General features: G+C 41.1%; 25 protein-coding genes. 12 read left to right on the top strand and 13 right to left on the bottom strand.

What is annotated here, in order from left to right; genetic code table 11:
- The first annotated feature begins 78 nt into the window (after window positions 1-78).
- Complete coding sequence (locus DC498_RS11945; RefSeq protein WP_116874388.1) at window positions 79-1227, top strand: methionine aminotransferase; 1149 nt, start codon at window positions 79-81, stop codon at window positions 1225-1227.
- A 66-nt stretch (window positions 1228-1293) separates the two neighbouring features.
- The gene (locus DC498_RS11940) at window positions 1294-2160 is read left to right on the top strand and encodes a LamG-like jellyroll fold domain-containing protein (RefSeq protein WP_116874387.1); all 867 of its coding nucleotides are present in this window, start codon (window positions 1294-1296) and stop codon (window positions 2158-2160) included.
- An 82-nt stretch (window positions 2161-2242) separates the two neighbouring features.
- On the opposite strand, the gene DC498_RS11935 is transcribed toward DC498_RS11940, so the two are convergent.
- The 4 genes from DC498_RS11935 to pxpB are packed head-to-tail and all read right to left on the bottom strand — an operon-like array spanning window position 2243 to window position 5933.
- A complete protein-coding gene (locus DC498_RS11935; protein WP_240627990.1) occupies window positions 2243-3463 on the bottom strand; it encodes an NRAMP family divalent metal transporter in 1221 nt (406 codons plus the stop codon).
- A complete protein-coding gene (locus DC498_RS11930) occupies window positions 3450-4244 on the bottom strand; it encodes a 5-oxoprolinase subunit PxpA (RefSeq protein WP_240627987.1) in 795 nt (264 codons plus the stop codon). Before DC498_RS11930 ends, DC498_RS11935 begins: the two co-directional genes overlap by 14 nt.
- An 8-nt stretch (window positions 4245-4252) precedes the next feature.
- Complete coding sequence (locus tag DC498_RS11925) at window positions 4253-5239, bottom strand: biotin-dependent carboxyltransferase family protein (protein ID WP_116874385.1); 987 nt, start codon at window positions 5237-5239, stop codon at window positions 4253-4255.
- Window positions 5220-5933, bottom strand: coding sequence for a 5-oxoprolinase subunit PxpB (pxpB, locus tag DC498_RS11920; protein ID WP_116874384.1), 714 nt, complete (start codon window positions 5931-5933; stop codon window positions 5220-5222). The genes DC498_RS11925 and pxpB overlap by 20 nt, the downstream gene beginning before the upstream one ends.
- Before the next feature lie 144 nt (window positions 5934-6077).
- Between pxpB and DC498_RS11915 the strand changes: the two genes are divergently transcribed.
- The 6 genes from DC498_RS11915 (at window position 6078) to DC498_RS26170 (ending at window position 11568) form a co-directional block, all read left to right on the top strand.
- Window positions 6078-6425, top strand: a complete 348-nt coding sequence (locus DC498_RS11915; protein WP_116874383.1) for an arsenate reductase — start codon at window positions 6078-6080, stop codon at window positions 6423-6425.
- A gap of 170 nt (window positions 6426-6595) precedes the next feature.
- Window positions 6596-7225 (top strand): TetR/AcrR family transcriptional regulator, encoded by a 630-nt coding sequence (locus DC498_RS11910; protein ID WP_116874382.1) that lies wholly within the window; start codon window positions 6596-6598, stop codon window positions 7223-7225.
- An 18-nt stretch (window positions 7226-7243) separates the two neighbouring features.
- Window positions 7244-8569 carry a TolC family protein gene (locus DC498_RS11905; protein ID WP_116874381.1) on the top strand — a complete coding sequence of 442 codons (1326 nt, stop codon included), beginning with the start codon at window positions 7244-7246 and terminating at the stop codon, window positions 8567-8569.
- Between the two features lie 36 nt (window positions 8570-8605).
- Window positions 8606-9652: an HlyD family secretion protein gene (locus tag DC498_RS11900; RefSeq protein WP_116874380.1), complete on the top strand. Its 1047-nt coding sequence runs from the start codon at window positions 8606-8608 to the stop codon at window positions 9650-9652.
- 173 nt (window positions 9653-9825) lie between these two features.
- Window positions 9826-11373, top strand: a complete 1548-nt coding sequence (locus DC498_RS11895) for an MDR family MFS transporter (RefSeq protein WP_116874379.1) — start codon at window positions 9826-9828, stop codon at window positions 11371-11373.
- Window positions 11374-11409: 36 nt separating this feature from the next.
- Complete coding sequence (locus DC498_RS26170) at window positions 11410-11568, top strand: hypothetical protein (protein WP_165813823.1); 159 nt, start codon at window positions 11410-11412, stop codon at window positions 11566-11568.
- Here DC498_RS26170 and DC498_RS11890 read toward each other — a convergent pair.
- The 3 genes from DC498_RS11890 to DC498_RS11880 form a co-directional block, all read right to left on the bottom strand.
- On the bottom strand, window positions 11565-12710 hold the full coding sequence (locus tag DC498_RS11890) for a lycopene cyclase family protein (RefSeq protein WP_116874378.1): 1146 nt from the start codon (window positions 12708-12710) through the stop codon (window positions 11565-11567). The genes DC498_RS26170 and DC498_RS11890 overlap by 4 nt on opposite strands.
- Window positions 12707-13396, bottom strand: coding sequence for a carotenoid biosynthesis protein (locus tag DC498_RS11885; protein WP_116874377.1), 690 nt, complete (start codon window positions 13394-13396; stop codon window positions 12707-12709). The genes DC498_RS11890 and DC498_RS11885 overlap by 4 nt, the downstream gene beginning before the upstream one ends.
- Window positions 13397-13487: 91 nt before the next feature.
- A complete protein-coding gene (locus DC498_RS11880; protein WP_116874376.1) occupies window positions 13488-15854 on the bottom strand; it encodes a TonB-dependent receptor in 2367 nt (788 codons plus the stop codon).
- 230 nt (window positions 15855-16084) lie between these two features.
- Here DC498_RS11880 and DC498_RS11875 point away from each other — a divergent pair, with 230 nt between their 5' ends.
- Entirely contained in the window at window positions 16085-17077 is a 993-nt protein-coding gene (locus tag DC498_RS11875; RefSeq protein ID WP_116874375.1) for a LytTR family DNA-binding domain-containing protein, read from the top strand.
- A 59-nt stretch (window positions 17078-17136) separates the two neighbouring features.
- On the opposite strand, the gene DC498_RS11870 is transcribed toward DC498_RS11875, so the two are convergent.
- Window positions 17137-17511, bottom strand: coding sequence for a GreA/GreB family elongation factor (locus DC498_RS11870; protein ID WP_116874374.1), 375 nt, complete (start codon window positions 17509-17511; stop codon window positions 17137-17139).
- A gap of 393 nt (window positions 17512-17904) precedes the next feature.
- A complete protein-coding gene (locus tag DC498_RS11865; protein ID WP_116874373.1) occupies window positions 17905-18168 on the bottom strand; it encodes a hypothetical protein in 264 nt (87 codons plus the stop codon).
- Between the two features lie 356 nt (window positions 18169-18524).
- On the opposite strand from DC498_RS11865, the gene DC498_RS11860 reads away from it, so the two are divergent.
- Window positions 18525-20033: a malate:quinone oxidoreductase gene (locus DC498_RS11860; protein WP_116874372.1), complete on the top strand. Its 1509-nt coding sequence runs from the start codon at window positions 18525-18527 to the stop codon at window positions 20031-20033.
- A gap of 14 nt (window positions 20034-20047) precedes the next feature.
- Here the strand turns inward: DC498_RS11860 and DC498_RS11855 are convergent, their stop codons facing one another.
- Window positions 20048-20791, bottom strand: coding sequence for an MBL fold metallo-hydrolase (locus DC498_RS11855; RefSeq protein ID WP_116874371.1), 744 nt, complete (start codon window positions 20789-20791; stop codon window positions 20048-20050).
- An 89-nt stretch (window positions 20792-20880) separates the two neighbouring features.
- On the opposite strand from DC498_RS11855, the gene DC498_RS11850 reads away from it, so the two are divergent.
- Window positions 20881-21309 carry a YybH family protein gene (locus tag DC498_RS11850; RefSeq protein ID WP_116874370.1) on the top strand — a complete coding sequence of 143 codons (429 nt, stop codon included), beginning with the start codon at window positions 20881-20883 and terminating at the stop codon, window positions 21307-21309.
- Between the two features lie 106 nt (window positions 21310-21415).
- Here DC498_RS11850 and DC498_RS11845 read toward each other — a convergent pair whose 3' ends face one another.
- From DC498_RS11845 to DC498_RS11835, 3 genes are all read right to left on the bottom strand, one after another.
- On the bottom strand, window positions 21416-21640 hold the full coding sequence (locus DC498_RS11845) for a hypothetical protein (RefSeq protein WP_116874369.1): 225 nt from the start codon (window positions 21638-21640) through the stop codon (window positions 21416-21418).
- A 6-nt stretch (window positions 21641-21646) separates the two neighbouring features.
- Entirely contained in the window at window positions 21647-22420 is a 774-nt protein-coding gene (locus DC498_RS11840) for a glycoside hydrolase family 25 protein (protein WP_116874368.1), read from the bottom strand.
- Window positions 22421-22699: 279 nt separating this feature from the next.
- On the bottom strand, window positions 22700-24349 hold the full coding sequence (locus DC498_RS11835; protein ID WP_116874367.1) for an ABC-F family ATP-binding cassette domain-containing protein: 1650 nt from the start codon (window positions 24347-24349) through the stop codon (window positions 22700-22702).
- Window positions 24350-24598: 249 nt separating this feature from the next.
- Here DC498_RS11835 and DC498_RS11830 point away from each other — a divergent pair, with 249 nt between their 5' ends.
- Window positions 24599-25567 carry an IPT/TIG domain-containing protein gene (locus DC498_RS11830; protein ID WP_116874366.1) on the top strand — a complete coding sequence of 323 codons (969 nt, stop codon included), beginning with the start codon at window positions 24599-24601 and terminating at the stop codon, window positions 25565-25567.
- Window positions 25568-25574 lie beyond the last annotated feature (7 nt).

Raw genomic sequence — 25574 nt, 5'->3', positions numbered from 1 at the left:
AAATTTACACTCTAAGTTCTGAAATCTTTTTAAATCGTAATTACTTAACTGATAATTTTATGCCACTAAAAAACATATATGCCGGCGTCAATTATATCTAAACTTCCTGATGTTGGAACCACCATTTTTACAGTGATGAGCTCCCTGGCAGTGGAACATAATGCCATAAACCTGGGGCAGGGTTTCCCCGATTTTAATATGAGCGATGAGCTGATAGCACGGGTAAACGAAGCAATGCTGAAAGGATTTAACCAATACGTGCACATGAATGGCTATATGCCTTTACGTGAAGTGCTGGCGGAGAAAATTTTTGACTTATATAATACTGCTGTTAATCCTGAAACCGATATTACCATTACGCCCGGGGGAACCTATGCGATATATACCGCTTTAACCACAGTGCTCAGTCCGGGCGATGAAGTAATTGTATTTCAGCCGGGATATGATAGTTATATTCCGAATATTGAAATCAATGGCGCTACGCCTGTAATAATTCCGCTGGAATATCCCGATTATGGTATTAACTGGGAAACAGTACAGAAAGCCCTAACGCCCCGCACCCGCATGATCATGCTCAACTCGCCCAATAATCCTACCGGCGCTATACTTAATGAGAATGATATTAACGCACTGCAACGTATAGTTGGCGGCACTGATATATTTATATTAAGTGATGAAGTGTATGAACATGTAATTTTTGATGAAAGGCCACACCTGAGCATGCTGCGTTATCCTGACCTTGCGGCAAGAAGCTTTATATGTTTTTCATTTGGCAAAACTTACCATTGTACGGGTTGGAAAATTGGCTATTGCGTGGCACCGGCCGCGTTTATGAAAGAGTTCAGGAAGGTACACCAGTTTAATGTGTTTTCTGTTGATAGTCCGAAGCAGGTGGCGCTGGCTAAATTCCTGCAGCGAAAAGAGCAATATTTATCATTAGGGAATTTTGTACAGCAGAAGCGGGATTATTTTCTTTCGATGATGGCAGATACAAAATTTAAAATGCATACCAGTCACGGCAGTTATTTTATATTAGCAAGCTATGGTCATTTCAGCGATGAAGCTGAAATAGATTTTACAATGAGGCTTACAAAAGATTTTGGTGTAGCTGCTATACCTGTTTCCGCATTTTATAAAAAACCGGTTGATAATAAAGTAATACGGTTTTGTTTTTGCAAGAAAGAAGAAACATTAGAGAAGGCGGCGGAACGGTTGAGCAAACTGTGAGGAGGGTGAATAGTAAATGGATTCCGCTTAAAAGATCACGCATTAATTAAAAGAAGCTATTTTAATATGGGAACACGCAATTCATACTTTTTGCTGATCACCTTTTCTTTCTTCTTATTAGGAAGCAATTATGCGCAGGAACAACAGGTTTTAAAAACCGGAGGACTTGTTGCTTACTGGGATTTTGCGACATATAATAACGGCTATACGTCAAAAGGAAAGAACAAGCTCCTTTTGAAAAGCGGCACATCAAATAATATTGCTGTAGCAGAGGATGGACCTCTTTCAGGAAAATCCATAAAGCTAAGTGGCAAAGATTTTCTGTTTATCCCTTATAATGAAACCGGGGCATTAAACGTACAAACCAATACCGTAACCATTGTAGCCTGGGTAAAATGGACTGGCGAACAAACAGGATTTGTTGCCGGTATGTGGAATGAATATGAGGATGGCGGGAAACGGCAATACGGACTTTTTGCATCACTTCCTTATTATAATGGCGCTAACCAGGTTTGCGGTCATATTTCTAAAACCGGGCGGGCCACGCCACCATTTCCTTATTCTATAGATTATGCTGCCAGTAAGCAAACTATAACGCCCGGCATATGGGTTTGTATTGCATTTACTTATGATGGCAAATACATCAGGAGCTACCTGGATGGCGTGTTTGAAAAAAGGGCGCCGGAGCTAATTAATAATACCAGGGGATTTGAAGGTTTTCCCGACGGACTTATACAGTCCAAGAACCCCTACTATTTTCCGGATGGCATAGGAGACAATGGCTCTGATTTTACAGTTGGGGCAGTAATGCTGAAAAGGGGGATGGGAAATTTTTTTAAAGGCCAGATTGGCGGAATTGCTGTATTTAACCGTGCTTTGAGAAAAAGGGAACTTAAGCGGTTGGCAACATTTAACAGGAAACTTAATTCCTGAATCGGAAAATCCTCTATAGAAAATAATTTCTTAAAGTAGAAGAAATATTCTCTGTTGAGCAAAATCCTACTAATCCCTTTTTTTAGGGAAGTGACTGATAGCTCTTGTCAAACAACTCCCCTATGTTATTCCTTATCGTTAACCAGCTCATCCATGTCATAACCGCTACAATCAGCCAGCCGGCAACCTGCAGCCATAGCGGGTGTTTATAACCATTCAGTAAACGAGGCTTTGCAGCTATTATCAGTATAACGGCTAATGCAAGCGGTAATATTATACCATTAAAAGCGCCGGCAAGTATCAGCAGCGTTACAGGATTGGAAGAAATCATAAAGATCAAAGTAGAAATGATAATGAAAAGGCTGATGATAATCTTTTCATTTTTCGCAATGGCAGGATGAAATGTTTTCCAGAAAGAAACCGAAGTATAAGATGCGCCTATAACTGATGTAATGGCTGCACACCACAATACTATACCGAAAAACAGATACCCGGGCCTGCCGGCCGCAGACCGGAATACTTCCCCTGCAGGGTTCTGGTTGCCCAAACTTACTCCATGCCATACCACACCCAATGCCGCAAGAAATAATATAAACCGCATTAATGATGTAATGAGTATCCCGCTCACGGCGCTCCTGGTAACATCTTTTATAGCCGGCTTTCCGCTTATACCGGCATCAAGCAACCGGTGGGCGCCTGCAAATGAAATATAACCACCAACCGTCCCGCCAACCAGTGTTACTATCTTCATCACATCAATCTTGTCTGGTAAAAATGTTTTGTATACAGCTTCACCAAGCGGAGGCTTTGAAGCAAAAGCAACATATATGGTAAGCACTATCATTAATAGTCCGAGTAATTTAGCAACCAGGTCAACTGTTTTACCCGCATCTTTATACCAGAATATAAGCAGCGCGAAAACACAACTTATGATAGCGCCGGTGCGTGTATCCATACCCGTTATTACCTGCAGCCCCAAGCCACAGCCTGCTATATTACCCACATTAAATACAATGCCACCCAGGGCTATTAATGCGGCAAGAAAATAGCCCAGCCCGGGCAGGAGTTTATTGGAAAGATCCTGCGCACGCTGCCTGCTTACCGTAACAATTCGCCAGATATTTAATTGAACGCCTATATCAAGCAACACGGAAATAAGGATAACAAAACCAAAGCTGGCAACCAGTTCTTCTGTAAACTTTGCTGTTTGCGTAAGAAATCCCGGGCCTATAGCAGATGTTGCCATAAGAAAGGCGGCCCCCATTAACGCTCCGCCCAACCCGGAAGATTTAAATGGTTTCAATACTGATGCCTTTTTGCTGTAAGGTCTCAAAAATAGTTTTGGCAAAAACAATAGCATGAGCGCCATCGCTATGCAGGCATAGGGTATCTGCTTTCACAAAAACGGTTTTACCGGTAACAGAAATCACCCTGTTTTCAGCAACCAGTTGTATTGCCTGCTTCACTGCCGTGGATGTATCTGTTATTAATGCATTGCTCTTGGTCCTGGGTGTAAGCGTGCCATCATCCTGGTAGGTTCTGTCGGCAAAAACCTCGCTGGCGGCTTTAACGTTTAAGGCTTTTGCTTCTCCTGTCATATATGAATTACTTAGTCCGTAAAAAACCAGTGCCGGGTCTATATCCTTAACAGCCTTTAAAATAGTTTGCGCATATACTTTATCCGTAGCCGCCATATTGTATAAAGCGCCGTGTGGTTTTACATGGTGTAATGCAGCTCCCATTTGTGCAGCTATTGTTTTAACCAGTAACACCTGGGAGAAAAATAAATCATACAATGCTTCACGAGATAATTTTACAGCAGTTCTGCCAAAGTTTTTTTTATCAGCAAAACCCGGGTGAGCGCCTGCCGCAACTTTATGCTTGATGCAAAGCGCTATCGTTCGCTTGATTGTATCTTCATCGCCTGCATGAGCGCCGCAGGCAATATTGGCTGAACTGATATAGGGCATAATGGCTTCATCAGTATGCATGCCTTCGCCCATATCGCAATTCAAATCAATCTTCAGCATATGATTTGTGATGTGCCTGTTCGCATAAAAGTTTGCTGCCTGTTCATTTGTCATGCAGAAAATTACTTTTTAAAATAATCAGCCCACATCATTGAGCAACCATTTTTTAATATGGTGAGATGATGCTCCTGCTTCAGTAACAGATCTTCTGCTGTTTGTATATCTGTAATTTTAAATCGCAGCGGCTTGTCTTCTTTGAGCTGGGCAATTTTTGTTCGATGCGCTTTTATAACATGAGCGATTCTCGGATAACCTCCTGTTGTTTGGTGTCCGGCCATCAAAACAATCATTTGCCCGCCCGGTAATAATTGTATAGTGCCAAAATCTACAACAGAAGATATAAGCTCACATGGCATATTGATGGAGACAGCGGCGCCTTCCAGTGTATAGCCCATCCTGTCTGATGTGCGGCTTACAGAAAATAATTGCTCCTGGAAAATCAGCTTGCCTTCATCGGTTATATAATCCCATTCATTGCCGGGCAAAACAAAAATCTCATCAGCAGGAGCGCTGTCATAAAAAGGAACAGCTTTCCATTTTAACACTTCCTGCTTTTTGTCGTCCACATCCTGCACAGGAGCTAAATCAGTGAAGGGAATAATATCTCCCTTTTTCAACAATCTTCCTTTCCAGCCACCGGCATTGATTTTTGTATGTGTTGAATAACTGCCCAGCCATTTTTCTGCCCCCATCATACCGTTTACTGCCAGGTAGCACCAGCGCCCTTCCTTCCATTGTTCAAACTTCAACGTGGAGTTAGTGCCTGTTTTAACAGGATGAAATAAAGGAACAGGCTTTCCATTGAGTGTTGCGGAAAAATCAGCGCCGCCTATAGCTATTATTGCCGGCGCGTCAAAAAAAACAGAAGCTGCAGGAAAACTCATTTCAATTACTGGCGCATATTCTGAATTGCCTGCCAAAAGATTAACCGTTCGCATAGAAAACATATCAATCGCTCCACCGGGATTAATACCCATATACTGAAAGCCATGCCTGCCGCAATCCTGTATACTATCGCAAATGCCTGCTTTAATAATTTTCAAATTCATCTCTGCTTATTGAATAAAATTGTACAATATCTCCCGGCTGAAAAAAAGTGCTGAAGTTATCGCTATCCTTCATCTCGTATAGTCTTACCGGCGTTCTGCCGATAATATGCCAGCCACCGGGAGAATTGATGGGGTATATACCGGTTTGGTTGCCGGCAATACCAACACTGCCTGCCTGCACTTTTTGTGGTGTAGCTTTTCTTGGCATTGCAATCTTCTCATTAATTTCTCCCATATAAGCAAAGCCGGGTAAAAACCCCAGCATATACACCCGGTACGCAGGAGAGCTGTGCAGGCTGATCAATTCCTGTTTGGTAATTTTCTTTTCCCGCAAAATGGTTTTCAAATCAGGCGCCACCGCTTCATCATAGCATACAGGCATTTTTACCGTTCGCGGCTGATCCGTTAAAGTGCAACTTTTCTTTTCAAGAATTTCCTCCAGCTTCTCTTTTGCTATATCACTTATCGTTTCCCTGCTCCTGATCTCTTTTTTAAGTATAGCAGGATTATAGAATATGGTGAGCGAGCTGTAAGCCGGCACACATTCAATAAACCCTTGTACAGGGTTCGCCTGCATATATTTAAAAACGCCCATTATATGTGCGCTGATATCCTGGTCAATACAGTTGCCAAAATCTACAGTAAGCGCGGTATCGCCAAGGGGAAAAATAGTATATGGAAAATAGTTACGCATAATATTAAAATTGAAAGATACGGTATATATAGAGTTGTTTGTGTAGATTTTCCGGGATTCGAAATGTGCCTGAAACAATAAAAATATTTAAGCCGGTTAGCGCAAAAGTTTAACATACAGAAAATACTTTTGCCAAAATTTTTTATGACATTATACGGTATACCCAATTGCGATACAACAAAAAAAGCAATGGACTGGTTGAAGTTGAATAAAATTGATTTTGCATTTCATAACTATAAAGAAGCAGGCATCTCAGTTCAGAAATTAAATGAGTGGTGTAATAAGGCAGGCTGGGAAAAAATATTGAACAAACGGAGCACTACATGGCGGGAATTACCTGCCGCGAAACAAAAGGCTGTTACTGATCAGCCATCCGCGGTACAGGTAATGCAGCAAAACAACAGCATAATAAAACGCCCCGTTTTGGAATATAAAGAACAACTATTGATAGGCTTTGACGAAAAGAAATATGCCGGAATTTTTCAGCAATAGTATTAGCATTATTATTCTTTATTTTTTAATGCGTTGATTCACAGTTAATTTAGAGTAAAATAAAATCCTGCGTTCAATTACTGCTTACCGATAACAAGCCATTAACCAGTTTCTTTAATTAAACGTTTGTTTAAGTTAAACAATTGTTTAGTTTTGCACCGCAATTAGCAATGATGACAGACAAACATGTACATATTCTCCAGGTGGCGGAAGCGTTATTTGCGGATAAAGGATTTGACGGAACTTCTGTAAGGGATATTGCAGGGCAGGCGGGTGTGAACCTGGCAATGATATCATATTATTTTGGGTCGAAGGAAAAGCTGATGGCTGCGTTGGTGGAATACAGGTCGAATTATACAAGAGGTTTGCTGGAAGAATTGAATAAAGACGAATCGTTAACTCCCTGGGATAAAATTGACAGGTTAATTGATCTGTACGTAGACAAGATACTTAACAATTATAAGTTCCATTGTATAATGACAACGCATTTGCCTACCATCCAGTCCGGTGATATAAAGGCAATGATCACTGATATCAAGGCGAAGAATTATGAAGAGGTAAAAAAAATTATCCAGGAAGGACAAAAGAAAAAGGTGTTCAGGAAAGTAGATATTGAACTTTCGGTCGGCAGTGTTATGGGAACCATTACGCATACCACCCTTTCAAAAAGCCTGTATTGCCGTTTGTTGAATATTGACTGCAATGATGACGAGTTATACAGGAAAAAAATGATACCTAAGATAAAAACACATCTCAAACAATTGCTAAGAGCTCATCTGGATATAAAAAATCAGGAATAACATTTTAACAAGTAAGCAATGAAAAAATTTGCAACCGCCGTAATGCTGATAATTACGGGATATGCTACTGTATACGCTCAGGTCAAAACACTAAGCCTTGAAGAGGCTGTGGCTCTCGGATTACAAAGCAGCAAACAACTTACACTCGCCAAACATGAAGTGGATAAGGCGTCTGCGGAATTGGAACAGGCAAAAGATGCATCATTACCAACAGCCAAAGTAACAGCAGGATACAGCCATGCGCTTATGCTGGCAAGAAGCTTTTATATTCCTTCTTCTGACGGTGGCGGACCTAAAAAGCTTACGCTACCTTTTGATAACAGCGTAACAATGGCAACGCTAAGCATCAGTCAGCCTGTATTTTCAGGCAATCAATTCCATTACGCAAGAAAATCTGCAGCGCTTATGATTGAAGTAAGCAAGCTCAACGGAGAAACCGATAAAGATGAAATTGCTTTCAACATCATCAGCGCCTATATTAATTATTACAAGCTGAAGCAAAATCAGAAAATACTGGCTCAAAACCTTTCAGATATTGATAGTAAACTGGAAGAAATTAAAAAGTTTGAAAGCCAGGGCCTGGCTACAAGAAACGACGTGTTGCGCTTTGAGCTGGAAAAGTCTAATATGAAATTATCAGCCATAGAGCTGGAGAATAACCGCAAAATTGTAAACTACAATCTTAATATTTTGCTTGGTTTGGCTGACAGCACCGTTATTGAAGAGCAGGATGTAAGCTATAAGCTGGATATGAATGACAGCTTTGAAAATTATCTCGCCCAGGCATTAAAAGACAGGAAAGAGCTGGCAGGCTTAAAATACCAGGATCAGTTATCTGATATAAATATCAATAAGGTAAAGGATGAAAAATTACCAACATTAGGTGTTTCCGGAAACCTGTATTATATCAATCCCTCAAAAGATATTATTCCCAAAAGCGGCACTTACCTGGCTCCGTTTATGATAGGGTTGAATGCAGGCTGGGATATTTCATCTCTTTACAAAAACAAGAACAAGCTTAACGAGGCAAAAATCCAGAAGCAGCAGGTAGCCGACAGAACGGAGATAATAAAAGACCAGATAAAAACAGACGTTAATAAAAGCTATATCCAATATAAGCAGGCCCTTGAAAAAATTGTTGTGCTGCAGGATGCTATAACACAGGCAACTGAAAATGAGAGAATAACAGAATCTAAATTCCAGAATAACCTCGTTACTACTACAGACAGGATAGACGCGCAGACATTATTGTATCAATCACGCATCAATCTCGAACTGGCAAAATCAGACGCGACAGCAGCATATTATGCCTTGCTGAAATCAACAGGGCATATTCAACCATAACAAACTAAAAATAACTCAAAGCATAAAAACTATTGTATGAGTAATAACCAGAAAAAATCAAAAGGTAAAAAAATAATATTCCCAATCCTGCTGGGATTGGTATTGGTAGTGGCGCTGATCATAACACTTAAGGAATATTTTTATTCGCAAAGCCATGAAGAAACAGATAACGCGCAGGTGGACGCAGATATAAGCCCTGTAATCAGCAGGGTACAGGGTTATGTAAAAGAAATACGTTTTAAAGACAACCAGATAGTAAAGGCTGGTGACACCCTTGTGATATTGGATGACAGGGATTATAAAATAAAACTACAACAGGCTGAAGCTGCCCTGGCATCGGTTAAACAATCGGTAAATGTTGCGAGGTATGCTGTTGCGGAAACAAAATCAAATATCGCTACAGCGCAGGCAAATGTGCAGGCTGCTAAAGTTAGGGTATGGAAAGCTACGGAAGATTATAACCGTTACAAAAACCTGTACGATGATCATGCCATTACCAAAGCGCAGTATGATGCGATGAAGGCAGAAAAAGAATCAGCGGAAGCGGCTTTACTGGCAGCGCAGACACAGGTGCCTGTAATTAATAAAAGGATAGGTACCAATGAGCAGCAAACCGAAGCCTATGCTACCAACATTGCCCCAAAGCAATCTGATGTAGATTATGCTAAACTGCAGTTATCCTATACTGTTATAACAGCGCCTGCAGATGGTATTGCTTCAAAAAGAAATATTCAGTTAGGGCAATTGGTACAGGCAGGGCAATCATTACTTTCCGTTGTAAATGATAACGGTTTATATATAACCGCAAACTTTAAAGAAACGCAAATGGAGTATCTTAAGGTTGGAGAAAAAGTTGATATAAAAGTAGACGCTTACAAACATGAGCCGGCACAGGGCATGGTTGAATCTGTTGCAGGCGCTACAGGTGCTAAGTTTTCTTTGCTTCCCCCGGATAATGCTACCGGAAATTTTGTAAAAGTTGTACAACGTGTGCCGGTAAGAATAAAACTTGATGCATCTCCTGAATTTATATCAAAACTTCGCCCGGGCATGAGCGTGAAGGTAGTGGTGCATACGAAGTAAAGGGGTGAGGGCTGTGGGCAGTGAGCAATGAGCGGTGAGCGGTGGGTGATGGGAAGTGGATAAATGTGTGACTTTACACGAGAGCGACGGGACAAAGCAGTATGAACCTACACCATCTGCCTTACACCTTCTGCCTTAATTAACAATATTCATTTAGTCAATTTACTATAACAATGGCTGAGCATGGTTTAAGAAAGTGGATCATCACAATAACAGTGATCATGGCATCGCTGCTGGAATTGATTGATACTACAATTGTGAATGTGGCGCTGCCTGATATTATGGGTAACCTCGGCGCAACATTAGAAGATGCAGGATGGCTGGTTACCGGTTATGCTGTGGCAAACGTAATTGTATTACCCATGTCGGGCTGGCTGGGAGATCGCTTTGGCCGGAAGAATTATTTTCTCACCTCTATAGTAGTGTTTACAATAGCATCTATACTCTGCGGCAACTCTACCAGTCTTGAAGAACTGGTAGCATTCAGAATATTACAGGGATTAGCAGGCGGTGGTTTGCTTTCTACAGCCCAGGCTATTCTTTTAGAAACATGGCCGAGAGAAGAAGTTGGTATGGCAACTGCGCTATTTGGTTTAGGCGCCGTAGTAGGCCCTACTATCGGCCCTACTATTGGCGGCTTTATTGTTGACAATAAAAGTTGGCCCTATATATTTTATGTAAACATTCCTGTTGGCGCTTTAGCAGCTTTCCTGGTTACAACTTTTGTAAAAGAATCTCCCAAATATGGCAAAGGTCAGCCGGTTGACTGGTGGGGTATTTTATTATTAGCAATTGGTGTGGGCAGCCTGCAGGTTGTATTAGAAAAAGGAGAATCAGAAGACTGGTTTGCAACACCATACATAGCTGCACTTACCATTGCTACCATATTGGCTGCCATAGCATTTATATGGCGTGAGCTTAGCACAGATCATCCTGTAGTTAATTTCAGGATCCTTAAATACCGCAGCTTTACCATAGGGATCTTTACGTCCTTCGCATTGGGGTTCGCGTTATATGGTTCGATGTTCACCTTCCCTGTTTTTTGTCAGAATCTTTTAGGGTTTACCGCGCAGCAAACAGGAGAGCTAATGTTTCCCGGCGGATTAGCCACCATTTGTATGATGCCCTTTGTAGGCATGATGCTGAAAAAAGGAATACCTGCACAGTTCATGGCAACGCTGGGCTTTTTCCTGTTTTTTGTTTTTAGCCTGATGCTATCAAATTCTACACTCGAATCAGGTACCAATGATTTTTTCTGGCCGCTTATTATTCGTGGTATCGGTATGAGTGTATTGTTTGTGCCGCTAACCACTTTAGGTATACAGGATCTGCATGGTAAAGATATAGGCCAGGGTGCGGGTCTTAATAATATGATGCGGCAGTTGGGCGGTTCATTCGGCGTAGCCATTCTTACCACGCTTATACATGTAAACAGTGGAAAGAACAGGAATATACTGCTTGAAAATATAAACAGCTATAATACTCCTTTTCTTGAAAGAAAGCAGGCATACCTGCAGGGCTTTATGGGCAAAGGTTACAGTGCCTTTGATGCAGAGCAAATGGCTAATCGTGCAATGGAAGGTATGATTACCAAACAAACCATGTTGCTTACGTACGATAATATTTACCTGCTGGTAGGTGTATTTGTATTATGCTGTATTCCGCTGGTATACCTGCAGAAGTTTAAAAAGAATGTTGCCATACCTGTTGACGCGCATTAATTCAACAAAACATTATCTTTATAAAAACATTTTGCTATGTCATTGCTTAATCAACAGAATAATAAAGGCAAAAAGAAAGGAAATAAAAAAAATAATCTTTCTCAAAACCAGGGTTCAAAATTTATACAGAAAGCACAACCCAAAGGCGGCTTTGTAAGCAAGCAGGCGAATACAGGTTCGCAGAGAGGGAGTTAGTCCCTTAGTTGTTTTATCAGTTGCCGGATAGCCACCGGAAGAAAAATTTTAGCAGGCATGGAGTTAAGTATACTTAACTCTTCTGCAGGAGTAGTTTCATTATCAAGGAATTTAAAAATTTTATGTGCAGGCAGCGACTGAAAAAGTCGCGAAAAAATTGCCTTCCCCGGCATAATATTATCGTGTAATATTTTCAACAGTATACTATCATATAGCCTGAACCGGGGAGCCGGATTATTTTGCTTTAAGCATTCACAGGCTTTTAGTGCTGCTACTATATCTGCAGACTGTTTTTGAATGAAGCTGAACGTATACCCGCTTGATGGTTTTGTTTGTCCGCCTGCCGAGCCAATATGATACATCCCGTCTTTATAAAAAGGAAAACGCTGGTTTGTCATAGGGATAACACCATACTCTGTATGTTCAATAGCATATACTTTTATCTGTAGTATATGCTCTATATAATTTTTTAACGCGTTATCGTATTGTGCGTCCTGTAATACTGTTGAAGAAAATACCGTGTATTCAATCAACGCGCTGTTTTCATCAAGCGGTAAGGTATATACAAAAGCAGTACCCGCAGATTGGTCAACCCCGAAATCCATCAGGCAGGGTTTTATATTACTGTTACCCGTTGTACGGATAATCCATCCTTTAAAATGCTGCAAAAGTGAAATGATGTTGCTGCCGGCTTCAGCTTTGTCCGGAATACTGCTGAATACAAATCCTGCTGCTGCTTCAATTGTATGGCCGGCTGCTTTTATGCTGCAATGTTTGCCCGTCACTTCTACCGCTTGTATCTCCACTGTCTGAAACGCTACGCCCGGCGCCTGTTGTATCCGGTTAAAACAATGCGTGTAAAAATCAATGCCCCGGATCATTTTGTACGCATAATCTCCCATTGACAATTGCTTATAACCGTCATCATCACAAAAGTTTAGTTCGTTCCATTTTCGGTAAACGATATTATCAAAATAGCCTGCTTCCTTCTCCCAATAACACCAGGTACGATCATTGGTGTTTTTTTCCGTTCTGTCAACAAGTAAAACTTTCGCGCCGGCATTTTTATCAAGCAGCCGCATTAATAAGCTCAATCCTGCGCAGCCTGCCCCTATAATAATATAGTCGTATTGTTTTATCATATAAGCAATGTGCGCAGTACCAAAAAAAACATGAGCTGAATCATCAGCAGGTATAAGGCAAATATATTTTTTTTGTGAAATGGAAGCAGGGAGAACAACGACAGCAAAATCACGCTGACGCCAAACCAGCTTATATAGTTAAGCATAGGTATTGAACCATCACCAGCCCACGTCCAGAAGCCAAGCTTTACAGCAACCGGTTCCATCACCCAGTCAAAAAAAACAGCGAGCAAAGCCCCGTCAATAATAACTGAGGCGATACTCCATTTTTTATATGCCTGCAGCTGCTCGTCAGGCAACCGTTTTTTAAGTGCCTCAGTAACAAGTTGTATAACCGTGCCGCAGCAATACATTACAATAAACCAGTTGATGCCAATGATCAGCGGAATATTGCTGAGCTGGGACCCAAGTACTTTTCCATAAGTATAATTTCCGAAAAGAAGGCCGGTATGCACGCCAATATATTCAACAAAATAGCCTGAGAACAAACAGGCAAGCATAAAGAAGATAAAGGGTTTATTGATCTTTTCCTGCGTCCACAACAAAAGCAAAAACATGATCAGCAGGTTAGCGGGAGTGTATGTGGCAAACAATTGCCTGTTTCCCCAAAGCATACCGGCTAACCCGGAAATATGAATGACGAGTGAGATGATAAAGGCTATGTTATATTTCTTCCGGATGAGCATGCTTTAGCGAAGAAAGTACTATCGCATGAAATTACAAAAGGGTAAGTTAAGAATAACCCACCCTATTTCTGCTTATGTTACCGTCCTGTTCCTAAAACTGTATCCTGTAATTAAAGTTCGGCCAAAACCCAAGCTGGTTTTGGGTACGTATCTTACCAGCCCTGCTATCGTACCACTGGTTAAATATATTTTTATGATTACTTACGTTTTGAAAGTCTACAAAAAATTCCTGCATAAAACCTTTGTTGTTCATACGGTAGGTGAGCTTAAGATCAAGCCTGAAATAAGCTTTTGTTTTTTCTTCAAATGAACGTTCCTCATAATACACCGCCTTTCCTGCAATTTTAGATGCCGCTTCATTAATAGGGGTAAAACGTTTTCCCCCTGCGGTAGTGATCTTAAAATCTACTGCTACCGTGTGTATGCCGCGTATCTGCCACTCTTTGCCGCCCAATGCATTTACCACATAATGCCCGTTAAACGCAGTATTGTGTGTAACGCCGTTACTGCCTTTATACTTTGAATCAAATACAGATACGGTTGCCAGTGCATAATACCCGTTGGCAAATGGTTTGTCAAGCGTCAACTCTAACCCGTAATTATAACCCTTGCCTTTGTTCACAAGACTGTCTTCCAATCCCGCACCATATCCTGCACCCAGGTTTAATACCGACCAGTCTGTTGGTTTCCTTTCCACAGGTACATCACTTAACAACTGCGTATATGCTTCAAGTTTATATTTCCAGGCATTCTTCAGCGTTTGCTCCCAACCCGCCACTATATGATTGCTTTTTGTAAAGCCCAGGTTACGGTTGGTTTGTATAAAATTTTCACCTGAACGCGTTTCATGAAAGTAGGTCATGAGTGTTTGCATCTGGCTATGTGTGCCATAGGCAAGTGTAAACGCTCCGGCATTATTAAGCGCATAACGCACACCAATGCGCCCTTCTATTGAAGTGTTTTTATTGAGTGTGAGATACTGCGCGTATGCCCCGGTATTAAGGGTGAGCCGGTTTGAAAAGCGGTGCTGCCACTGTGCATAAGCCCGCAGCAATTCCGTATGGTTTTTCTCTGTAACAAAAGGAATAAAACCATAATCCCTGTCGAGTATACTGTCTGAATAACTGAAATGCAACTGGTCAACGGTAATACCTGTTGTAAGACGATCGCTGGCAGAGAATTTTTTGTTCACTACGGCACTTGCCACATAGCGCCATTCATTCCCGTTTTCACGGTAGTTTTTATGAGGTATCCTGTTGTCGTCAAGCGAATCCTGCCTTGTGGTAACATTACTGCCCGTTGCAGCCAGGGTAAGCGTATATGATGTAGTGCTGTTAAAAAAGTAAGTATGCTTTAAGCCGGCAACACCCATTTTTGTGCTGTTGTATAAGTTGCTGTATGGGTCGTTGTAAAAATTACTGGTGTCTTTCAGCTCTCCCTTAAAATCGATACTGCTTTTTCCACCAATACCAAACAAAGTAAATTGCCCTGCTTTTTTGGTTGGAATATCAAATTTCAGGCTCAGGTCCTGGTAGCGTGGCACAGCCGCACCAACACCAACATCAACACCAAGCGATTTTAATAAACCCGGAATACTGTAACGGTAATACACAAGATAAGAAGCTTTGCTTTTTTTACTGAAAGGACCTTCTGCTCCAAGCTCAAGCCCGTTAAAGCCAACCTGTGCGGTAAATTCATGACTGTTATGATTTCCTTTACGCAGGCTCAGGTCAAATGCGCCTGCTGTGGCATTACCAAACTGTGCAGGAAAAGCGCCTGTATAAAAAGCAGATTGTCCTGTTACATTATTATTCAGCATACCTACCGGCCCGCCTGTAGCACCGAGACTGCCGAAGTGATTGGGGTTAGGAATATCCACACCTTCCAGGCGCCATAATAACCCAAGCGGAGAATTACCGCGGATGATAATATCATTGCGCCCGTCATTTACACTATTCACCCCGGCAAAATTGGATGCCATACGGGCAACATCATTACGGCTGCCGGCAAAGCGACGACTGTCTTCAGCATTAAACTCAACAGCGCTTACTGTAGCCATCTGGCGGCTGGTGAGCTTTTCTTTCTTGCCGGATATTATGATCTCCTTCTGTGTTACGTTCAGCTTTTCCAGCAGTTCCAGGTTCAGCATTGTTTCCTTACCAGATTCTACTACAATATTATATAATTGAAAAGGTTCATAGCCAACATGACTTACCTGGATGGTTATCCTGCCAACAGGCACCTGGTAAATAACGAAACCACCGCTGCTGTCGGTAACAGTAGCCAGGTTCCTGCCCTGTATTGATACGGTAGCCTGTTCAATGCCCCTTTTTGATTGCTGGTCAACGATAATGCCTCTAACTGTTTGCACCTGTTGCTGACCAAAAGAAAATACTGTACTTAATAAAGCCAGCATTACGAGAAAGCCCTTCCTCTTGCCTGAATAATTACGCCACATAATGATTATAATTTTTTCGAATGATGTGCAAATTTATAATTCCGTTACAGGGATTTTTTTTGAAAGGGGCGGTTGTCAAGCCTTTAGTGGCGAACAGCAATTTGGGATGAGCGGCAAAGGAAAAAGCATTGTATTAAATATTTTTGTGGGGCAAAATACAGGACCCTGAGAACATTTAATGATGGAGCACCATTGCAAAACATTGTTTTATTGATCAGCATTATTGATGTATGTATTTAGTTTATCTTTTTAACAAACCATTTCCGGTAAATACCTGGCGTTGGTACAAGCTCCGCGGTATAGGGTTTGGACTTTTTGTGCTTTCATTTCTTTTTTTGTTTAAGCCTTTCCGGCTCGACCTGTATTCACCGCTGCAATTATTATATACTTCGGCTATGTATGGTTTTGTTACCGGCTTTGTTATATTAACCGGGGGATATTTTTTTATCAAAGCAATAGCTCCGCGTATTAATGAAGAACAATGGACGCTCGGCAAACAGATTCTGCTAAATATAATATTGATGATAGGCATTACCATCTGTAATGTACTGGTTACCCAATGGGTTCATCAAATCACCCTGCCGCTGTGGTGGCATTTCAATATGCTGAAATGGGTGCTGATGCTTGGCGCGTTACCCATTGTAATAGCAGAATTATTTTCCTATAATTATTACCTGCAGCAGCATGTTAAAAGCGCAGAACGTTTGTCGAAAAACATTCCGGTATCTCATGAAGCAGTCAGGCAACCAGCGGAAAGGGGGGTACACCATCAATTGATAAACAATATTTCATTGAAGCAAATAGATACTATATTTTCTGTTGCGGAAGAAGAAACAAAAGCAATATTCAGAAGGCGTTCATCTTTACTTACATTAACCGGTGATAACCAGAACGACAGGCTTGAAATACCCCATAAAAGTTTACTGGCAGTGCAGGCGCTCGATAATTATGTAAATATTTTTTGGGAACAAAACGGTAATCTCCAAACAACCATGCTGCGCAATACACTTACCAATATAAACGAACAGTTGAGTGATATTCCATGCATGTACCGCAGCCACCGCGGCTGGCTGGTTAATACAAAAAGAGTAATGCAGGTAGAAGGTAATGCACAGGGGCTTAAACTTTCAGTTGATCTTTTACCCCAGCCGGTGCCGGTATCACGGGGTAATATACCTGGCTACAGGCAGGTTGCCGAACAACATCTGATAATGCAGAACTGATAAAAAAAGAAGGTACGGCGATATTTACTCCGTACCTTAATATTATACTTCATTCATGTTTACTCATTCACTACATCCACTATCCGTATCTTCTTCATTCCCCCGGGTAAAGCCCATTGTATTGTCATTCCCTTTTTAAAACCAATCAATGCTACGCCCAATGGTGAGAACACAGATATTTTCTGTTCTTTCAGGTTTGCCTCCCCGGGCAAAGTAAGCATCAGCTTCCATTTCTTTTTACTGGACATATCCTCTGCCTCAAAAAGAGAATTGATTTTAATTACATCATTCCCTAATTTTTTATCGGTTACCACTTCAGCTTTGTTTAATTCATCCATTAATTGCCCTATTTCCTTTGTTTTAAGATGTTGCGGGCAGTTTACGATCAACGACTTTAATGTAGTATAGTCACTATTGCTTATTACAGGTTTCATAATAAATAAACTTTTTACCGGTAAAGCATTTTATAGTGCCATACCGACAGATTAATAAAATATTCTTTACGGAGTATGTATCCCTCCGTTTCACAAAATATACCCGGAAAACAAACGGAGGGCTTAAAAAATGAAGGCTCTGTTATTAAGCGTAATAAGAAACAGTCGCTTGCTGTAAGGCTTGCCTGCAACCACAGGTGATATGTTGTAAAACTGTTTCATAAAATAAATAACTGCTAAAATAGCAATTTTTAATTACAATAACTAATGTGAGATGTTAAACAATTATTGTATACCAGTAAATAAAAAGTACGCTGCAATTACAACGTACTTTTTGATAAACAACTGACGAAGCAGCATCAGTTATTTTATAATGGATGTGTTATTCATTTATCAGGCCGCTTCCTTCATTTGCTGGATTTTTTCCAGTCTTTTACCAATAGCAGTCTCTATCTCGTTCGACATATCAGGATTGCGTTTATCGTGCATTACCGCAAAGCGGTTAAGTTCATTATTCCACCCGAATACACAAATTGGGTTATCATTAAAACTTACCCTGTATCTGAGTTCTTCACTGCCATTTATATATTCTGTAGCCTTAACAGTATAAATATTTCCACCAGATACAATCTCAAAATTTTCAGTTGTTAATCTCATAACTTACCATTTTAGTTTATAAATTTTCAGATACCCATCATTCATTCAGGTATCCGTTCTACAACCTGTAGTTTTCAATAAACATGCCATACCATGCCAATATAGTTGTTAAAAAAATCCTAAGGGATATAAATTAATACATATAAAACTTTATTTAAACAACATATACATGTGCATGATTTTACATACACACAACCTCATCCTGTCATTTCATCGTAATTTTTCAACAATTCAGGCTAAATAATAGCGCTGAAAGTTTATGCTCTGATGCGCGTAATGTAACTTTGTGCGCTCTTCGAAGCTGCTTGCTTGACATACGATGTGCTTCCTCCCTTTTTAAAAAAGTTTGAATTGAAATGAGCAAGTCATTAAAAAAAGATAATCCCGATGTGGTACTGATTGGCGCCGGCATTATGAGCGCTACGCTGGGCATGATGCTTAAAGAACTGCAACCAGATTTAAGCATTCATGTTGTGGAGCGTTTGCATACCGTGGCCGCCGAAAGTTCTGACGCATGGAATAACGCCGGCACAGGGCATTCCGCGTTTTGCGAGTTAAATTATACTCCTGAAAAAGAAGACGGAGCAATTGATGCTTCAAAAGCGATTAAAATAGCCGCACAGTTTTTACAAAGCAAAGAGTTCTGGTCATACCTGGTAGAACAGGACTATATAAGAAATCCCCGGGATTTCATCCGGCTTGTGCCCCACATGAGTTTTGTGTGCGGTGAAGCAAATACAGACTATCTGAAAAAGCGGTATGATGCGTTGATAAAGTACCATTTGTTTGAAGGTATGCAATACAGTGACGATGCGAAGGAAATTGAGAACTGGATGCCCCTCGTAATGGAAGGACGCGATCCGGCAGAGCTGGTTGCTGCAACCAAAATGGATAGCGGAACCGACGTGAATTTTGGTGCGCTTACCCGCAAGCTTTTCCGCTATTTGTTTGACAAACCTGATGTAAAGCTTTTTCTGGCACATGAGGTTCAGGACCTGGAAAAAAAGAACGATGGTGGCTGGAGAATAAAAATGAAGAATCTTACCACTGATGAAAAGAAGGTTGTTGAAACTAAATTTATTTTTATAGGAGCAGGTGGCGGTTCTTTGCCACTGCTTGAAAAATCCGATATCCCGGAAAGTAAAGGTTATGGCGGTTTCCCGGTTAGCGGCCAATGGTTAATTTGCAATAACCCCGCGGTTATTGAAAGACATAGCGCTAAAGTATATGGCAAAGCTGCCGTCGGCTCACCTCCCATGAGTGTTCCGCACCTGGATACACGTGTTATTGACGGAAAGAAATCATTATTGTTCGGACCATACGCGGGTTTTTCAACCAGGTTTTTAAAAAATGGCTCTTTGTGGGATCTGCCGGGTTCCATCAAGTTCAGCAATATAAAACCAATGGTAATGGCAGGCGTAAAAAACATTCCGCTTACCAAATACCTGATTGAGCAGGTTACACAATCATCTGAAGACAGGATGGAAGCGCTGAGGGAATATTTCCCAAATGCCGTTGCCGAAGACTGGGATCTTGAAGTGGCAGGTCAGCGGGTGCAGGTTATTAAAAAAGATGAAGAAGAAGGAGGTATACTGGAATTTGGTACCGAAGTAGTAAGCGCTGCAGATGGAAGTATAGCAGCATTGTTAGGTGCATCTCCCGGCGCGTCAACAGCAGTTTCTATTATGCTTGATTTGTTGCAGCGTTGTTTTCCTGAGCAAATAAAAACAACTGGCTGGCAAACAAAGCTGGAGCAAATGATACCTTCTTATAAAAAATCTTTAGTTGATAATGCAGCGCTTTACCGGGAAACCAAAGAAAGAACGGCACAACTGCTTGCATTAACCGCAACAGTTCCGGCCTGACCCGGGTATAGCTATTAACGCTTCCAAAGTGGATTTTTCACATCATGATAAAAAAGAAAAGTCCACTTTTCTTTTTGCCCTTCCTCCCACCATTGCTGCCTTAGTTCCATGCATTTTTTCCCATCATAATCATACTTGGCAATAAACCTGCTTTTCATTTGTGATAACTGCGGGGCATCGTCTGCGCCAAAAAAAATAATTTCATCACCTTCTTTAATGGTATACACCTGGTGAAAAGGAGCATGTGCACCGGTTAATTCGTAATGAATATACCCGTCTATTGTTCCGCTTCCATCCAAAAAAACCACGTTATCCAACTCTCCCAAAATTTCAATTTCTTCCGGTATATATGAAGGCAACCCTTTTTCCAAAGCATAGTCCAGCTCTTTTTTTTGCACATAGTATGTAGCCGAAGGAAAGCTGGGAAAGTACCGGTTCAGTATGCGGTCTTTCATACTCACACCGCCTGCATGATCTTTATGCAAATGGCTCATCAACACTTTTGTTATGTCTGAAGGATCAATATTATTATCAATGAGGTTCTGGTGAAGCTGTAAAGTACCGTCGGGATTGGTAAATCCAAGTCCTGTATCAAGCAGCAGCACATCTTTTGATGTAATAATAACAAAAGGCTGAATTTCTACCAGCAGGCTTCCGCGGTTGCGCTCCTGCAGGTTATCTCTATCATTATTAAAAGGAATGAATTGCTTGGAATGATCTATTGTAAATGTGCCTTCGCTTAGTGGGATGATTTTCATCCGGCAAATTTACCTGAGTATTTTTAGTTTGTGCCAGATTATTAACAGGAAAGGCTTTTAATGTGTATTTTCAGTAAATAATTTTTGCAATGAAAAAGCTGCTTTTCTTTTTGTATACTATGCTTGAGCTCACGTATTTTGCTACTGCTCAAACCGCTGATGAAAAAGCCATCCTCAAAGTGCTTGACGATCAGATATATTACTGGAACAAAGGCGACCTTGACAATTTTGTAAAGGGTTACTGGAATAATGATTCCGTAATGTTTATTGGCAGCAAAGGAGTTGTATACGGTTATCAGAATACGCTTAACCGCTATAAGCAAACGTATAGCGATACCGCTAAAATGGGCAAGCTCAGTTTTAAAATACTGCACGTAAACAAACTCTCGCCCGATACCTATTACGTGGTAGGTAAATTCTTCCTGAAAAGAAGCATAGGCGATGCAGAAGGGCACTATACTTTAGTATTCAGAAAAATCAATGGTGAGTGGAAGATCGTTTCTGACCATAGCAGTTGAGGGAAGGTATGGGCTAACAGCTATCAGCTATGCGATAAATATTCCGGGAACCGGCAATGGTGAAATATGTCATTATACCCCAAACCTTTCACCTTCCACCTTCTTTCTATCTTTTCCAAACCTTATAAAGAAAATAAATAAGCCCGATAAAACTCGCTACAAACCAAATATAAAATATGGCATTAAGTATGTTGAAATGGTGGTGAATATGCGCCCACTCAAGGTACAAACCAAAGAACATGGTGATAACAGCCCAAACCACCAGCGCGGTAACAGCCTGTAATATCTTTATCAAAAACTCTTTTATATCTGGTTCTGTTTCGCTTGCCATAATTTTTTATTGCAGCAATAATTGTTGAAATGCTAAAGAATCTCCGTTAAAAACATTAAAATCAACCCTGTTGCCGATTCCATTTACCCTGCCGGTTTCACTGTGTTGCCAAAAAGTCCACACACGTTTGATACGCGGTTTCTGAGGCTGAAGATAATGCGCTACCCATAATGGATATGCATCAAACTCCTCACCAAGATAATGATCATAAAAATCAACATTGGTGTAAATAATAGGCTTTACCTTATAATAGGCTTCAATAGTAGTTAACCAATCTTTTACCCGTACACGTAAATCTTTTGGTTTTACGCCATATAATTGTTCTACATCTAAAACCGGGGGAAGATCACCGGGCTCCAGGTTTACCTGTGCTATAAAATTATCAGCCTGCTTTTTACCGCTTTTGGTTGCCAGGAAAAAATGGTACGCGCCTCTTGTCATCCCTTCCTCCCGTGCCTTAAACCAGTTACGCTTAAACATGCGGTCTACATTCACTAACCCTTCGGTAGCTTTAATAAAAGCAAAACCCAGGCGCATCTCTTCTATATTCATGCTCTTTACTTCTCCCCAGTCAATCACATCCTGGTGATGAGATACATCAATACCGTGAATATTATAATTTACCGGGATGTCAATGCCAAAAGCGGAGTATCGTACAAAATGAACATGATACGCTTTATATTTTATATAGCCGTAAACTCCTGCCGCAATCAGTATCATCGCTCCTGTCATGTACAGAAAAGCCTTCCATCCGCTGATTTTGTTTTTCTTTCGGGCCATGCGTTGTAAGTTAAAACCTCACCCTCTTATCCCTCTCCCTGCCTACCGGACAGGCAGGCATGCAATGGAGAGGAACGGTACTACAGAATAAGGCCATTCTCTACATCTACCACATCTTCTATAGAATAAATCCCAACAAACGTTCCCACAGTTTCACTTTCTTATATTTTCACACTTTGGAATTCATAAACTCCCCTTCACTGTATTTTATTAATCTGCTTTGAATTTAAGCTCCCCTCTCCGCAGTAGCGGAGAGGGGCTGGGGGTGAGGGATCCTCCCTACACCATCACTCCCTTCCCTTCATACATCGTTTCTCTCAACTGCTTTACTCTTTCATCTGAAAGATATTCATCAAATGTTGTGAGCCGGTCAATAATGCCTTTAGGTGTTAATTCAATTACCCTGTTGGCAACTGTTTCCATAAAAGTATGGTCGTGAGAGGTGAGCAATACAACACCTTTAAAGTTTACCATGCTTTCGTTGAACGACTGTATACTTTCAAGGTCAAGGTGGTTGGTTGGCTCATCAAGAATAACAAGATTAGGATTCTGTATCATCATACGGCTGATCATACAACGCACTTTTTCACCTCCGCTCAATACACTTGTTTTCTTCAGAATCTCATCACCGCTGAAAAGCATTTTTCCGAGGAAGCCGCGGAGAAATGGTTCATCCACATCCGTAACAGTTGGCGGCACGTATTGCCTCAGCCAGTCCATCAGGTTCAGGTTCCCGTCTTTAAAATATTTCGCATTATCATTCGGCAGGTACGCTTTGGTGATGGTAGTTCCCCATTCAAACTTCCCGCCATCGGCTTTTTCTTCACCGTTAATAATTTGAAAGAAAGAAGTAAGCGCCAAATGATCTTTTGAAAAGAACGCGATCTTATCTCCCTTATTAACCGAAAAGCTTACATCACTGAAAAGTACCCTTCCGCCTTCCGCTTTTTTTGATAGCTTCTCTATATTCAATACCTGGTTGCCCACTTCCCTGTCCTGTTTAAATATTATACCAGGGTAACGGCGGTTTGAGGGTTCAATATCTTCAATAACAAGTTTTTCCAATGCTTTTTTACGGGAGGTAGCCTGCTTGCTTTTCGAAGCATTGGCGCTAAAGCGGGCGATGAACTCAAGCAGATCTTTGCGCTTGTCCTCCATCTTCTTATTCTTATCGCTCAACTGCCTTGCCGCTAACTGGCTGCTCTCATACCAGAACGTATAGTTACCGGTATATATTTTAATTTTCTGGCGGTCAACATCTGCCACATGCGTACAAACCGCATCAAGAAAGTGCCTGTCGTGGCTCACTACTATCACGATATTTTCATAATCCGCCAAAAAGTTTTCCAGCCAGCTGATGGTTTCCACATCAAGGTCGTTGGTAGGCTCATCCAGTATCAGGATGTCCGGGTTACCAAATAAAGCCTGCGCCAGCAAAATCCTCACTTTCATGCTACCCGGCAGATCTTTCATTAAGGTTTGGTGGTGTTCTTCCGTAACACCCAGCTCGCCTAATAATGTAGCAGCGTCACTTTCGGCGGTATAGCCGCCCATCTCTCCAAACTCACCTTCCAGTTCACCGGCACGTATCCCATCTTCTTCTGTAAAATCTTCTTTGGCGTAAATAGCATCTCTTTCATGCATTACCTCCCAAAGTTTATTATGCCCCATCATTACCGTATGCAATGCGGTTTGATTATCAAACGCGAAGTGGTTTTGCTGCAATACCGCCATACGCTCGCCGGGCGTAATATCTATAGTGCCTTTTGTTGGGTCAATTTCTCCAGACAAAATTTTTAAAAAAGTTGATTTACCGGCGCCATTGGCGCCGATAACACCATAACAATTCCCCTTGTTAAAATTGAGGTTTACTTCATCAAATAATACCCTTTTACCAAAGGATAACGATACATTGTTCACTGAGATCATAACTGCTGATAATTTTAAAGTCCCGCACACCGGCGGGACGCGGCGCAAAGGTACATTATAATGCACTAAGCGGATGAATACAATTAAAGAAAATCAGGACAACCGCTATACAGGATATCCAACCTGGGAAGGGTGACATCCTGGTCAAAATGCCGTTGCGCTGACGTTCCCTAAAAATAAGTTGCCGCTTCCTCATTGCCTTTTTTGCCCCCAAAAGAGTTGTATTAGATTTATAGACATTGTAAAGGCATGAAAAATAAGCTTATTTTCTGCTGCCTGGCTTTTGTGCTGGCAGCCTGCTCCAAGAATAAGAACTTAACGGATGACCAAAATGATTTACCGCTTGTTATTACTGAAATAACGCCCGAAGCTGCTTTTGAGGGAGATGAAATAACTATTAAAGGCAAAGGCTTTGGCACTGACCCTTCAAAAATAAAAGTATACTTCTATGGAGAGAACGAGTGCCCGATAGTATCTCTTAAAGATACCGTTGTGGTAGTTACACTGCCTGTTGGTATCTGGTATGGATTGAATAATTACGGGCATTTTAAAATAGTACGGGGAATTAAAGATTTTACTTTTGATAAGGCGCTTACCGTTAAAAAAGAGCTTCAGTTGGTGAATGTAAATAATCTCAGTGATAACACAAGCCGTATACGGCCTGATAATGTAATGGAATTTGAGACCATAGAAGCAGACAAAATTTTTATCTATCTGGATGGCACTGATATAGAGGTAACAGGGGCTACGATCACTGAGAATCATTATAAAACATTTACCGTTAATCTTCCACCGGATTTTTATGGCACAGACAGGTTTGAAGATACTGCTACCGCATGGGTAAAGGTGACTGCGGCTGCAGGAAGCAGGCGGGTATCGAAAGATTACAAAACAAGGCTTATGCCTGAAACCTTTATTAACAGGATTGCGGTTACCTCGGATACCTGGAGCCTTAAGCAATTATTAGCAGGCGGGAAAGTGCTTGGGCTGACGCTTGAAGGCCGGAATCTATTTTCAAGATGTTATTTCCAGGTCATTAATACCTTGTCAAATGAAGTAATATTCACTAATCAACTGAGTGGTTCAGGCCTCTTTTACAGCAAGGTTGAAATGGGAATTCCTGTAACCAGCTTTACCCAGGGCAGTTACCGGCTCTCGCTGTATACACCGGAAGGTAAGTGGATGGGGGACGCTAATTCTTTTACGCTTTTAAAATAGGCGCTGT

This window comes from Terrimonas sp. (genome assembly GCF_003075435.1).
Classification (GTDB): domain Bacteria; phylum Bacteroidota; class Bacteroidia; order Chitinophagales; family Chitinophagaceae; genus Agriterribacter.
Note: the sequence above shows the minus strand (reverse complement) of the source record. Positions and strands in the feature narration are given on the sequence as shown.